Source organism: Clostridium sp. FS41 (genome assembly GCF_000954015.1).
Lineage (GTDB): Bacteria > Bacillota > Clostridia > Lachnospirales > Lachnospiraceae > Enterocloster > Enterocloster citroniae.
Genome location: NZ_JYHN01000059.1, coordinates 497,446 through 510,821, shown reverse-complemented (window position 1 = coordinate 510,821; position 13,376 = coordinate 497,446). Strand labels below are relative to the sequence as shown.

General features: G+C 48.0%; 13 protein-coding genes. 3 read left to right on the top strand and 10 right to left on the bottom strand.

What is annotated here, in order from left to right; translation table 11 throughout:
* Nucleotides 1–5 precede the first annotated feature (5 nt).
* The 3 genes from CLFS41_RS14350 to CLFS41_RS14340 all read right to left on the bottom strand — a co-directional run bounded on the left by CLFS41_RS14350 (nucleotide 6) and on the right by CLFS41_RS14340 (nucleotide 2,216).
* Nucleotides 6–716, bottom strand: coding sequence for a flavodoxin (locus tag CLFS41_RS14350; protein ID WP_045092634.1), 711 nt, complete (start codon nucleotides 714–716; stop codon nucleotides 6–8).
* Between the two features lie 18 nt (nucleotides 717–734).
* Nucleotides 735–989 carry a hypothetical protein gene (locus CLFS41_RS14345; RefSeq protein ID WP_330610907.1) on the bottom strand — a complete coding sequence of 85 codons (255 nt, stop codon included), beginning with the start codon at nucleotides 987–989 and terminating at the stop codon, nucleotides 735–737.
* Nucleotides 990–1,313: 324 nt separating this feature from the next.
* A complete protein-coding gene (locus CLFS41_RS14340; RefSeq protein ID WP_045092633.1) occupies nucleotides 1,314–2,216 on the bottom strand; it encodes a LysR family transcriptional regulator in 903 nt (300 codons plus the stop codon).
* A 255-nt stretch (nucleotides 2,217–2,471) separates the two neighbouring features.
* Between CLFS41_RS14340 and CLFS41_RS14335 the strand changes: the two genes are divergently transcribed.
* Complete coding sequence (locus CLFS41_RS14335) at nucleotides 2,472–3,110, top strand: hypothetical protein (RefSeq protein WP_045092632.1); 639 nt, start codon at nucleotides 2,472–2,474, stop codon at nucleotides 3,108–3,110.
* Between the two features lie 71 nt (nucleotides 3,111–3,181).
* On the opposite strand, the gene CLFS41_RS14330 is transcribed toward CLFS41_RS14335, so the two are convergent.
* The 6 genes from CLFS41_RS14330 to CLFS41_RS14300 all read right to left on the bottom strand — a co-directional run bounded on the left by CLFS41_RS14330 (nucleotide 3,182) and on the right by CLFS41_RS14300 (nucleotide 10,020).
* Entirely contained in the window at nucleotides 3,182–4,435 is a 1,254-nt protein-coding gene (locus CLFS41_RS14330) for an anti sigma factor C-terminal domain-containing protein (RefSeq protein WP_045092631.1), read from the bottom strand.
* Complete coding sequence (locus CLFS41_RS14325) at nucleotides 4,425–4,925, bottom strand: RNA polymerase sigma factor (protein WP_045092630.1); 501 nt, start codon at nucleotides 4,923–4,925, stop codon at nucleotides 4,425–4,427. The genes CLFS41_RS14330 and CLFS41_RS14325 overlap by 11 nt, the downstream gene beginning before the upstream one ends.
* Before the next feature lie 186 nt (nucleotides 4,926–5,111).
* The gene (locus CLFS41_RS14320) at nucleotides 5,112–6,866 is read right to left on the bottom strand and encodes a GGDEF domain-containing phosphodiesterase (protein ID WP_052665736.1); all 1,755 of its coding nucleotides are present in this window, start codon (nucleotides 6,864–6,866) and stop codon (nucleotides 5,112–5,114) included.
* Nucleotides 6,863–7,912, bottom strand: a complete 1,050-nt coding sequence (locus CLFS41_RS14315; protein ID WP_045092629.1) for a cobalamin-dependent protein — start codon at nucleotides 7,910–7,912, stop codon at nucleotides 6,863–6,865. The genes CLFS41_RS14320 and CLFS41_RS14315 overlap by 4 nt, the downstream gene beginning before the upstream one ends.
* 40 nt (nucleotides 7,913–7,952) lie before the next feature.
* Nucleotides 7,953–8,189 (bottom strand): hypothetical protein, encoded by a 237-nt coding sequence (locus CLFS41_RS14310; protein WP_045092628.1) that lies wholly within the window; start codon nucleotides 8,187–8,189, stop codon nucleotides 7,953–7,955.
* Nucleotides 8,190–8,736: 547 nt separating this feature from the next.
* Nucleotides 8,737–10,020, bottom strand: coding sequence for a hypothetical protein (locus CLFS41_RS14300; protein ID WP_045092626.1), 1,284 nt, complete (start codon nucleotides 10,018–10,020; stop codon nucleotides 8,737–8,739).
* 349 nt (nucleotides 10,021–10,369) lie between these two features.
* Here CLFS41_RS14300 and CLFS41_RS30755 point away from each other — a divergent pair, with 349 nt between their 5' ends.
* On the top strand, nucleotides 10,370–11,041 hold the full coding sequence (locus CLFS41_RS30755; protein ID WP_242856863.1) for a hypothetical protein: 672 nt from the start codon (nucleotides 10,370–10,372) through the stop codon (nucleotides 11,039–11,041).
* A 58-nt stretch (nucleotides 11,042–11,099) separates the two neighbouring features.
* Nucleotides 11,100–12,059: an EAL domain-containing protein gene (locus CLFS41_RS30750; protein ID WP_242856862.1), complete on the top strand. Its 960-nt coding sequence runs from the start codon at nucleotides 11,100–11,102 to the stop codon at nucleotides 12,057–12,059.
* 101 nt (nucleotides 12,060–12,160) lie between these two features.
* On the opposite strand, the gene CLFS41_RS14290 is transcribed toward CLFS41_RS30750, so the two are convergent.
* Nucleotides 12,161–12,655 (bottom strand): GNAT family N-acetyltransferase, encoded by a 495-nt coding sequence (locus CLFS41_RS14290; RefSeq protein ID WP_045092680.1) that lies wholly within the window; start codon nucleotides 12,653–12,655, stop codon nucleotides 12,161–12,163.
* Between the last annotated feature and the right edge of the window lie 721 nt (nucleotides 12,656–13,376).

Below are 13,376 nucleotides of genomic sequence, written 5' to 3'. Positions count from 1 at the left end.
CCTCCTTATTCTATCATGCCAATGTTCTTTAGCCACTGGCTGACATCCTTTGCAGGATTTTCTGCTGCAGAACCTCCCAGGGAAAGCCCGTCCAAGATCTCTGCATCCGGTTCCATGGATTTCATTGTTTTGATAGTGCCCGAAAAACCGCTTCCACCGCTGGTAACAAATGGGGCTATGGTCTTGCCGGATAGGTCGTATTCATCCAGGAAGGAGTAAAGGATCATAGGCATGTCGCCCCACCAGTTAGGAAAGCCAAGGTAAACCACATCATAACGGTCCGGATCCTCAATGCTGCCGGCAATTGCCGGACGGGCATTACTTCTCTGCTCCTCCCGAGCAATGTCCAGAAGCTGGTCATAGTCGTCCGTATATTGTTCCTGTGGTTCCAGCTTAAATACGTCAGCTCCGGTCCGGGCTGCAATTTCTTGCGCAACGGACTCAGTATTGCCGGACCAGGAGAAGTATACCACCAGTCCGTTTCCTACTGTGTTTGTGTACGCTGCTGTGTCTGGGTCCGCCGTTGTGTCCGGGTCCGCCGCTGCCTGTGCTGTTAATGGCGCTTCTGTTCGGGCTGAGGTTTCCGCGGCCGTTGTCGCTGTTTTTGTTGTCTTTCCATTAGTATCTGTTGTCTCGGAATCTCTGCTTCCTGAGCATGCTGTCAAACATGCCAGCAGAGCACTTGCCGCTAAAATTGATATTGTTTTTTTCTTCATACGCAATACTCCTCCTACTCACATCCTGTTTTTTTGTATCTCATGTTTGAGATAATCCATGCGCTCTAACTGCCTTTCACGGAAATGGATCTCATCCAATGTGTTGTTCCTTTTTGCATTGAGCATTCCCATCCTCCGGCTTTCTGTTAACGTGCCTTCCAGCATCAGCTTTATATAGGTTTCCACCGCTTCCGTGTCAAAGCCAATATCATGGAGGGTCATGATCATACTCAGCCGCTCCAGATCCTGATCGTCATATTGCCAGTCTCCCATCACCTTTTTACGGTGCCGCAAAGCCCCCAGCTTTCATACTCCCGGAGAATCTCAAGGGGAATCTGATACTGCTCGCTGGCTTCATTAATCGTCATTTTTCATGTCACCCCATTTCCTCATGTTATATGTCGCTGCTTTTTATTTGCAGTTGGTTAATTGCAGTTATAGTTTAAATCAAAGGATACCCTGTGTCTAATACCTGTATGGCATTCTCAGTTATAGCTTTGCGGCATATCTTCACCTCATTGCCTGCCTTTTGTAAACAAAGCAAAAAAATACAGGTGCACCATCCCTGGTCACACCCATATTACAGTTTCCCTGTCTTTAATTGTCATCAATTATCCTCTCATGCACTTCCCTGTTCAGATCCCCCTTAACAAACCGGAGAAACGCCGAGGTGGCCGGAGAAAATACCTGGTTTTTCTTCCATGCCAGCACGGAACCTAATTCCAGGCAGGGGGACAGTGGGATAAAGCTAAGATCATCAAATGTACTGTCCAGTTTCAGGCAAAGAGCAGCACCCATCCCTTCTCGCACCATCATTGCTGCATTATAGATCAGATTATAGGTCAGGGCGACCTCCATCTCTTCTGATAGATCCCCAAACCAGTTGGAAAGTTCATTCTGCACCGGTACCCGTTTTGATATCAGAAGCGGTATCCCTCTCAGATCTTTTGGTAAAATGATCTTTTTTTCTGCAAGGGCAGAATCTCTGCGGACCAGAACTCCCCAGTTTTCCCTCAAGGGCATGCGCAAAAACTCAAACTTCCCTATATCCGCAGGTTCCAGAAGCAGTCCTATGTCAATAAGCCCCCTCTCCATCCTGTCTTTGATATTGTCCACATTGCCGCTATATAGATCAAACCTGACCAGGGGATATTTCTTTTGAAACGCCGCAAGGATTTCCGCCAGGCAGCTCACGCTGCGAAGTTCCCCGCAGCCAATAAAGATCTCTCCTGTAAGCTTGTCCTCCTCCCGGACAAACTCTTTTTTTGTCTTTTCCGCCAGGGAGATCAGTTCCTGGGCACGCCTCCTTAAAAGCATGCCGTCATCTGTCAGGATAATGCTGTGGTTGCTCCTTTTAAACAGCTTAACCCCCAGTTCTTCCTCCAGCTGCATTAATTGTCTGGAAAGGGTAGGCTGGGTCACATGGAGGAGCTGGGCCGCCTTTGTAATATTTTCTTCTCTTGCTACCATCAGAAAATAGTTTAATACCCTTATTTCCATATGTTTTCCTCCTTGGCGCCTGTGGTGGTGGTATCAACCCCTTTTGATGACGGCAATATCGCCGACAATTTCCCCGCCACATTCGGCAATCCACATTTGGTTGTTTTCTGATTTATTTATTATAAAATATGATTACTAAATTCGCAAATTAAAATTAAGAATTATTCAAAGAACAGAGACAGCATGTGTGTTACCATAGACTTATAAAAAATGCCGGGAGTTTTGCTGATTGGCACGGTGCGATTGGAGGGAAAGATGAAAAAGAGATGGCGTGTGGCTGCAGTTATAGCCTGCGTGGCTATATTATCTTACTGTGCGGACAATAGGCCCAATTTGACACTGTCGGAAAAACCTGTGATTTACCTGTATCCCGAACAGATGCAGGAAATCACGGTCAAACTGGATTATAATGGAAGGCTTACAGACACGATCCCTGCTTATAAAAATGGGTGGAAGGTCACAGCCTGGCCGGATGGCAGGCTGAGGAATCAGAGTGATGGACAGGAATATCCCTACCTGTTCTGGGAAGGCGAGGATCGCACGAAGTATGACATGTCCAAAGGGTTTGTGATCCCGGGAAATGAAACCGAAACATTCCTTAGGAAAAAACTGGCGCTTATGGGGCTGATACCAAAGGAGTATGAGGAATTTATCCAATACTGGATGCCCAGAATGAAGAAAAATCCTTATAATCTGATCACATTCCAGACGGATGCCTATGAGGTGACAGCCGGGCTTTCTATTTCCCCGCAGCCGGACAGCCTGCTCAGGGTATTCATGGTATACACCCCTCTGTCCCATCCTGTCCAGGTGGAAGAATCAGTGACGGTCCCATTTGAACGAAAGGGATTTACTGTGGTCGAATGGGGAGGAAAAGAGATTTTAGGACAATGAACAGGGAATCCTGCCACTATTCATCTTGGAGGGGGATCAAAAACTCCCTCCAAGACAAACTTATCAGCAGCTTACCGCGACAGTGCGGACAGTTTTGCATCTTCCACATAGATCCCGTCCACTTCCTCCTGCTTCCCAAAAGAAATAACTCGATCCACATTTCCCTGTATCATCACGCCGTACACACGGATCCCATGTTTCCTGACATAGGATACCATTTCCCCGTAATACTCCCCATTGATTTCATTTACATCAGCCATGGCTTTTAAAAACTGCGGCCGGTCCTCCATGTATTCCAGCATGGATGTGAAATGTTTCTCCCAAATCTTTGCCAGATTCTCCTTATTCCCCGCCTCCCTAGCCATGGTTGGCCTCAGAAAAGGATACCTCTCTTCCGGGTAGACGCCCGCTTCCAGGAATACACCCGTTCCGCTTGGCTCAAACCCCGCAGCATTCATGGTGTCTCCCTGTTCACTGCTCCTGACAGCGGCATAGATGATATCCAGATCCCTTTGTTCAACCGCCCATTTCCAATACAGGGAACTGAAATGTTCCAGAGTCATCTCCTCATCAAAGGTGATGTATGCAGCTACCCAGGATGAGGATGGAAGCTTGCTTAACTGCTCCAGTTGTCCCTGGATCCCATCCTTGGACTGCCTGAACACGTCATTTCCGTCCTGATCCACTTCACAGAAGGTTCCCATCTTTCTGCCAAAGGCATTCACGGGCGGAAAATGCCAATATGACTCCAGCACCGAGCCGGTACGGTTCACAATATTGGAATAATAGCCGGTCATCGGTGCCTCGCCGCCGGCTATCTTCCCACCCACAATCTTTCCGGTAAAATTCTCCTCCCGGCCGCGGAACAGGTTGTTCTGCCGTATCTTCACATAGTAGCTCCCCGGAAGTCCGGGAACCGCCTTTGCCCAATTTGTTGTATAGCCCGGAGAATGCAGTTCTGTAAATACAGCGGTGTCAATAAAAAACTGGCCGTCTCCTCCGTAAGATTCCGGATAGCCGCGGTTGGGGTTATAAAAGATAAGGCTGCATACAGGACCTGAGAGCAGAACCACTGCAGCCACTGTCAGAAAGGATATCACCATGCTTTTAAAAAATTTCCGGTTAACCTTTTTGGTAATTCCACGAATCTCCCTTCTGTCGCTCTCACTTAAAAGTTCCTGCCGGTCCGTCCGTTCCTCCTCCATCTGTTCCATGGTGTGTTCCTCCAGCAGTTCAAATTTTTCAAGTTCCTCCTCCACCATCCTGATCTCCTCCAAAGAGGCTGTTCCATTCTTATACCGCCAAAACACGTCTTTAAATCCCATACATTTCCTCCTTCAGACCCTTTTTCAGCCTTTTCCTAGCCCTGCAGAGCACTGTTTTCACTGCTCCCGGTTTCCTTCCCGTCAGACCTGCGATCTCATTTACACTGTAATCCAAAAAATAGAACATAAAAACAGCTTCGCTATACTGGGGCGGAAGGCTTAAGATCGCCCGGTAAAGCTGCCTTGCCTCCTCACTCTTTAACATTTGCTCCCATACCATGTCCTTTGGCCCGCTTGGAGATTGATGCTCCTTTTGCTCCGGTACGATCCGCGCATCCTTGCGCAGCCGGTCGTAAAATAAATTTCTGCTCACCTTAAACAGCCAGAACTTCACATTCTGCCCCTGGCCTTCCAGTGAAAACAGGGCTTTGTAAAATGCCTCGCTGGTCAGGTCCTCCGCCAAATGGATATTGCCGCACAGGGAAAGCGTATATAAATAGACCTCATGATAATATGCCAGATAGATCTCCTCCAGCATCTCCTTTTTCACTGCTGCTCCCCCTCTCACTTTCGGTTTCACTTTATAGACGTTCGGAGCAGGTAAAGGTTACACCCACCAGCATTTTTGTCAAAATTTCGGGAAAAAAGCAAAAAAGCCCCAAGCGCTTTTCTTGCCATGATAAAACCATGGTTAGAAAGTCACTTAGGGATTCTTTTAACATTTATAAAATGCCCGTCATGTTTCCTTCTTTATCTCCTTCATGGGCAGACACCGGGTAAACTCCGGTTCAGGAACAGGACGGCCATATAGATATCCTTGGGCCAGCCCGCATCCCAGGCATTTAAGCAGCTGGGCCTGTTCCTCTGTCTCAACACCTTCAGCAATAATCTGCAGGTTCAGCTCCTTTGCCAGATTGATCACCAGACGCATAACGGTCTGCCTGCGCGATTCATGGTCTGCTCTGCCTAAAAACATCATATCCAGCTTCATCACATCGATGGGCAGTTCATAAAGGATATTAAGGGAAGAATAGCCGCTTCCAAAGTCATCCATCTCTATCATAAAACCAGCCTTTTTCAAACGTTTGATCGATATAAGCATCTGTGACGCATCCCTCACATAGACGGATTCTGTGATCTCCAGGTGAAGTGCCTGGGGGGATAAGCCATACGTTTCCGTTAATTGGACCAGCCGATCCGGAAGGTCCTCGTGATACAGATCCGTTCTGGACACATTTACGGACACCGGTATTTCAGTAAGGCCAGCCATCCTCCAAGCACGCATCATGCTACACGCTTTTTCCCATACATACAGATCCACTGTATAGATGAAACCGTTCTGTTCAAATACAGGGATAAAATCACAGGGGGAAATGATCCCCAGTTTAGGGTGGTTCCAGCGGACCAATGCCTCAGCTCCGATGATTCTTCCGGTATCTATCTCCACCTTTGGCTGCAGGTAGACCATAAATTCCCCCTTTTCAAGGGACTCCACCATGGTATTGACGATCTTCTGCTCCATCATCATCTTCTCATGCATCTTATCATTAAACTGTATCATTCTGCAATCATAATTCCCCTTGATGCTGACGGCGGCCAGGAGTGCACGGTCACACATTCGTTCCACTGCAAGTTCCCTTTCTTCTATGCGGTAAATCCCGGTCTTGATCTGCAGACGCATGGGCAAGGGATAATTTTCCAAAAAAGAGCAGATACTCCTGTCCAAAACCTCATAGCTTTTCTCCCTTACAAGCAGCATAAAGAAGGTATCCGCCCTGGCTCTTGTCATAAGTTTCAGTTCATCTGTCTGAAATCCTATCAGGGTCGCGGACAGGTCTCTGAGAAGCTGATCCCCTGTCATTGTACCAAAGACATCATTTACAATTTTAAACTGTTCAATATCCACTGCGATGATATCATATTCCTGCTGCGGATGAGCATGAAGTACGCCAGACGCCCGCTCACAAAAAGCTTTTTCCGTATATAAACCGGTGAGCGTATCCCTCTCCAGCATCTCGATCAGCCCCTTTGCCTTCCATGCCTCTTCCAACAATCTCTGAAGCTGGGCATTTGTTTTAGCCTGTGTCCTCTGATAATTGATCAGCTGGCTGTTCAACTTCTGAATCTCATAGTAACCCGCTCCATATTCCTCCTGCCCTGTGGTTTCCCGTACCGCTGCCATAGATGACAGGACCAGTTCCACAAGACGGGACAGATCGGAAGCATCCCCGTCCACATCATAGGCCAGAAACAGCAGTTGGGATTCAATGTTCCTCACCGTAACATAAACCAGAGGGTTCCCTTCTATCTTCATGGGAAGGCGCGGGGAATCCTCAGGACCTGACTGCCCGCAAAGCAGTACATCCAGCTTTTCTCTATCCTCAAAAAGAAGTCTTACATCCTTTCCCTCATTCACAATACCTATGGGGACACTGCGGATCACACGTTTTACAATTCCCCATTTGTCACATAACGCAATATATAAGATCATATTTTATTGTCCGCCCATGTCACAAGTTCTTTTGCATCCTTTGTGTAAATATCCACATCCCAGTTCTTCCACACCTCTGTCTGTTCAAATGCATGGCCCCCTACCGCTATCCTCACCTGGGGACATGTGATCCGCAGACGTTCCACAGCCGCCCTGCACAGCGGCAGATGCTGGGGCATGGTGACTGACAATGCCACCAGAACCGGGGCATGGTCCCTCACCGCATTCTCAACCGCCTCTACAGGAACCGCGGCTCCCAGATAAATGCTGTCCCAGCCGCTGTATTCAAACATATCAGCCACCATGCGGGCGCCTATCTCGTGGAGTTCGCTGCCCACACATGCCACTAAAACCTTCTTTCCCTTCCTCTTCTGATTAAAGATCAGGGGATAAAGCTGGGAAAGGGACATTTGGGTGATGGAGGTGCAGTAATGCTCCATGTCCACTGAGATCTGGTGGCTGTGCCAAAGGTCGCCCACCCTTCGCATTGCCTCCGCCACGATATCCACACAGATATCGCTGAGAGGAATACCAGTCTTTACATATTCTGTAATTAGGGTTATGGCGCCTTTGGTGTCAGCCTGCAGCATACAGTCTAAATACCGTGTAATCTCCTGTTCATATGCTTCTGATACCTTCTGCTGTTGGCTGCCGCAGGCACATTCCTCCACCGTAGCTCGGATCGCGCAGTCAAGAAGTCTGTGAAGCTTTGGCTGTTTGTCGTCCATCATTGATTCCATACAGCTGCGGATCATCTCATAATGGTCCACCATGATATCCCTGAGCCGTTCCCTGGTACAATATGACATAAGGGGAGAGAGCAGCTGGAAAAGCCATCTGGCATACTGCTCAAATATCCCTTCATCTTCCAGTTCCAGGGCGGTATAAAGAAAATCCACATTATACTGCACATCCTGGTACATTTTCTGCCTTTCCCTTCCGTCCAATTCCTCCTGGAGACGGGTATCCGCCCCGAGCTGACGGATAAATATTTCATTGGTTAATCGCTGGAATTTTGGATCTTGTCCCATTAACAGAAGCCCCATTGTTTCTTTGTCCCCTTTCCGCCTGATCTATTTATCTGTCCTATTCATCTGATCTGTCCTGTTTGAACCTCTTTTCAAGTACATTTTCCCGTTCGCTGATTCTTCCCGCAGGAATGACGAAGCTGCTGCGTACCTCCTGCCCTCTTCTTCCCTCTTTGTCATGGTACATAGCCAGATCTGTCCCGGGCAGCATGGAAATAAACTTAAACAGGCCTTTATGTACTCCCCTGGCCAGAGCGCAGAATGCGATAACAACCATGTGAATGGATACAGTCATGATATGCAACAGGTTGACGGAGAAAAGTTCTTTCCACAGCTATCCTGGGTGTGAAGCCACCAAAGGATATGGCAGAAATATGCGATGATGTAAAGCATCAGAAGATTGAGATTAAAGGCACACCAAAAAGTAGACAAAAGTGCATCAGGAAATGCCGCCTTCGGCCAATTGCCAGTTGTGGGTTTTTGAGGATATCCCAGTGTTGGCATTGAATAAAGGGATGTACGGCCATAGATAAAAAACAAACAAATGGAAGGCAGCAATCCCTATCAAAAATAAACCCCAGACGACATCTACTCCCTCCCTTCGGCGCTTCCCACTATATATTAAGAGATAATGATCCAACTCTGCTCATAAGTGTGTTACACAAATTTTACCATAAGAATTACTACCATGCAAATATTTCTTTGCAAAAAAAGGAAACTGTCCGGACAATCGTTCTGCCGGTCAGCCTCCCTTGGTATGGTATATACTGGTTTTAAGTTGTTGGAATAGGCGGCTGATCCGGCCTTGAACATCATCCGGTCAAAGACAGTCACGACCATCCTTACTGCGCGTGTGTTTCTATGGCCCGTATCGCCTCTTCCCTGGTCATCAGCATATCCCTTTCATATCCCCGTCTGGCCTTGTCCCCGTCATAAACCTGATCCAGGGCCTGTTCATACTCCTTTTCCCCCATCCGTACTCCCTCCCATTCATACACATACACCAAATTCCCATTTGCATCAAACTCCCTGGGCGTATCCAGGGCACCGCGGTAACCGGAGGCGATCTGGGTCAGGCGGCCCTTCTCCATACGGTAGACCAGGTCATAATAGTAATCCATGTTTCCCTCTGAATTACACAAAAGTCCGCCTCTTTCAATATAAGAAAAATACAGCCTGTTCAGAGATGTTTCATTTATACCATCATCCCCATAGCTGACAATGCTGCAGCCCATGGCTTCACAGCACCCCACTTTCACCAGCTCCGGTATCGTGTCATCATCTATATAGATCAGACTGTAACCATCCCACCCGTTATCATCCAGCTGCTGCAGATGGTCGATATACGCCTGCTTCCAACCGGACGTTGCCCGGGTATCTGACTGGGTGTCTGGCTGTGCATCTGCCTGGGCGTTCGGCTGTGCATCTGTCTGTGCATTACCGCGGCCCACTCCCATGAACCCCAGGATGGATCTGACCGTTTTCTCTGCAACAGCAGAATTGGCAGCATCCGTCACCCCTCTCTCCAGGGTAAATGAGCCCTGTGCATTTCCGCTGTAGATCCTTGCCTCTGAATACCCGGTTCCCATCTCCGCCCCGGACGCGGGTGTATAGCTGCATATGGTAATTATATCATCATAACCGTCATTGTTGTAATCGGGAAATGAGACGGCCTCCACACGGTTGAAGGACTCCTCTGCACGGATATTATCCCCATACATGCCCTCCAGGGTCTGGGTGACACGGCCGTCCTTTTGTATTTGAAACACAACGTCCGACTGGGGATCCCGGTCCACATCCGGCCCATAGGAAACAAACGTCACCCGGCCGAGAGGAGCCAGGTCCAGTTCAAACGTCTGGTCCGGAATCTGCCTGCCGTCACCGCTATCTGTTCCACCAGCCGCTGTCCCTCCATTTAACGGACCGCCTTCCGGCTGGTCCAGCTGCCGTGGGTCCTGCTGCCGGTCCTCCTGCTGTGTATTTATATTAATCTCCTGCTGTTGTTCTGCACTTGTATCCGTATTCTCCGGCTGCTGTATCCCTTCCTCATGTCCGCAGCCGGCCAGCATACTGCATAATGCAATACTGAACAGCGTGGTCCGCCATCTTGTGATCCTGTGTTCCATCTTCCTTCCTCCCCTTCGGCGTCCTTCACGCCATGTATGTTTGTTGCATGTATCTTTTATTGTATGTACGTTCTGTATCATGATAGCATGGAAATGTATCAAAGTTGCATCACAAAATCGAAATATTTGATTGCCATTTTCTTACAAGTTTTTAAGTATTTTCTAAATAATACCGCAGACGCTAAACGAACCGGCCTGTTAATCTCCCCCTCTTGTAAAAGAGATGCTGGACCCCTTGTGAACAGTATGTTATACTTATTAACAATGAACATGCCTGAAAAACAAGACCTGATCATGAAATAAACATATCAAATCAGAAAGACAGCTTTGGCTGCAGAAGGCAATTTTTATGAAGCGATTTTTCAAAGGCGGGCTTATCTCTTTATTCTTATTACTCTTTCTCTTCAGCGGGGTTACGATCCACACTCTGCTCCAATCCCAGACCAACGGACGGCTTATTAATTATGTGGGTATTGTCCGCGGTGCCAGCCAGCGGCTCATCAAACTGGAGATTTCCGATCAGCCCAGTGATGAGATGATCGAATATCTGGACGGCATCCTTTCGGAACTGCAGGGCGGGGAGGCAATATACGGCCTTCCGGACCCCGGCGATCCTGCCTATCAGATGGAGCTGGCAGAGCTGGAGCTGATGTGGACTCAGATCAAGTCCGAGATCGCCGCCAACCGCAGCGGGTCCGGCGACAGCACAAAGCTCCTTGCTCTAAGCGAGGATTTTTTTGAGCAGGCCAACCGCACGGTCTTTTCCGCGGATGCGTATTCGGCACGGCAAATGCGGTTCCTGTTAAGCGTATGTCTTGTAATGATCGGGATCATGTCCCTTACCTGGATCTTTATCTTTTGGGCAAACTCCAAGAATCTGCTGAGACTTGAGGTCCAGAACAAAAAACTCAGTGATCTGACCCAGCGGGATGCCCTTACCGGTGTCTATTTGATGAACGCCTTCAAGGAAAAGGCGCGGCCGCGTATCGGCGGACAACTTTGTGCTCCTTCTCCATTATAAAGATAAAAGTGAGATTGGAAAGCGCCAGTCAGAGGCAGATTTGGAGATCCTTCAATACATGAGCACGCTTCATGACGGCCAGCTGCTGCCCACCAGCTGCGGCATATGCTGTGTGGAAGATGTTGTTGAGACGCTGAATATCGATGGGCTGTTAGACCGGGCCAACTTTGCAAGAAAAACAGTCAAAACCGGCGCCAATCAGAATTACGCTTATTATGATGAAAGCATTCGCAGCCATCTTTGGGAAGAAAAGGATATTGAAAACAGGATGCTGACCGCCATTGAAAACCGGGAATTTACTGTCTACTACCAGCCAAAGGTGGACCTTGCAACCGGTAAGATCGGCTGCTCCGAGGCTCTGGTCCGCTGGCAGTCCCAGTCAGGAACCATCATTGCACCGGACCGTTTTATTCCTGTATTTGAGAGAAAATATATGATCGACAGACTGGACCAGTATGTGTACGAGAATGTATGCCGATGGCTCCGGAACCTGCTGGATTCAGGAATACAGGCACTTCCTGTATCTGTGAACGTGTCACGGCTTCAATTTTATGACCAGCATTTTGTTGATAAATACATAAGCATCCGTGACAAGTATTCCATCCCGCCCCAGCTTCTGGAAATTGAATTCACGGAATCCATGGTCTTTGACAACTCCGCCCTGCTCCTGCAAACCGTCAAGCGGCTCAAGGACGCCGGATTCTCCTGCTCCATTGATGACTTTGGAAAGGGTTATTCCTCCCTGGGACTTTTGAAAAACCTGCCCATCGATGTGTTAAAGATCGATAGTTTCTTTTTTGAGGAAGGCCCGGATCAAAGCCGTGATCTTTCGCTGGTTGAAAGCATTGTATCACTGGTGAAAAAATTTAATATCCGGACCGTTGCCGAAGGGATCGAATCCATGGAACAGGTTGAATTTTTAAAAGGGATCGGCTGCGATTACATCCAGGGTTATGTGTTCTACCGCCCCATGCCCCAGCAGGAATATGAAGCGCTTCTTTCTAATCCTGTTTCATAGTAAAATCCTCCTGAAGATCCCCTGTTATAACGTCCACCCGGACGACTTCTGCCTGGATGCCATGTGCAGCTGGGATATTTGCAAAGCCTGCAAACCGGGATTTATAACCGCCACCATACAGTATCATTTCTGGCATATTCTCTGAAACCGCATCTTGTTAGAATTCTTTGCGATGAAGCGCCGTCAACATCTGTTTCAGCAATAATGTGCTTGACTTTGTCCTGCTGCAAAGCCCAATTACAAAACGCCTGAACCGTTTCTGTCATATAACCGTTATGCTCAAATTCACGCCCTAAGCCATAGCCTATTTCAACTTCTCCGTCACTGTTAGGAACGTCCTTAAAATCAACCGATCCAACTACACAATGATCCGTCTTTTTAATAATAAACCAAAAAGTGTGCCATAGGTAATTGTCCGGATCCTTTTTAGATTTTTCTGCTTGTCCGCATACAATTTCACGAAATAGGCCTTCCATTGGCTCCGCCTTGTATGAGCATAGCAGTTCCTTTTCAAGTTCTCCAATGCTATGCATCCATAGCTCAAGTTGCTCTGGGGTAAGTGCAATAATATTAAGCCGCTCTGTTTCGATTCTCATTATTATCCCTTCAATAAATTCAATTTGTCGTGTATGCCCTATTTGCCTAATGCGTATAGATGCATAACCAGCTTTTCTCATTCTAATATTAGCGCATGGAAATGTCAATCATCTCATTACTTCATTCTTCTGTTCACAATCCTGTCTGGTCGCTTAGACACCATCTTGCCTCCCCCTCTGTCCCCAAAAAAGGATCCGCCGCACCAATCTGGTACAGCAGACCCTCTCTCTTCCGTTCAATTATCAGTTTCTGGAATCCCTTACTTTTAAACCGGTCTGGTCACATAATTTTTATCCAGATAGATCTGGCAGGAACCTCCGTACCGCCCCTGGGTGAACTTTGTGGCGCGTATGGAATGGGGCAGGCCGGCCGGGATGTACACTGCACAGGGGGATGTTAGATCATAGGTATCATTTCCCAGTGTGATCTGGAATTCCACAACATCCTCATCCCCCAGGATCAGATACATCTCATCCCCTTCGTGGGTATGCGGATTGGCCTTCGGCCCTGTACCGGCTTCCACGATCTTCACCTGGCGCTCGGTTGCCAGAAACAGGGTTGGGCATACCCAGGCATTGGCCTCCGGCACCAGATCTCCGTTCATCAGGATTGGAAAGCCTTTGTCCCCCACGGAACCTTCGTGGTCCGGAAGACTCTTCACCCACTGGATGTCACCTACGATCAGATGTTCCGTATTCTCAATCCGCATCGGATGCTCGG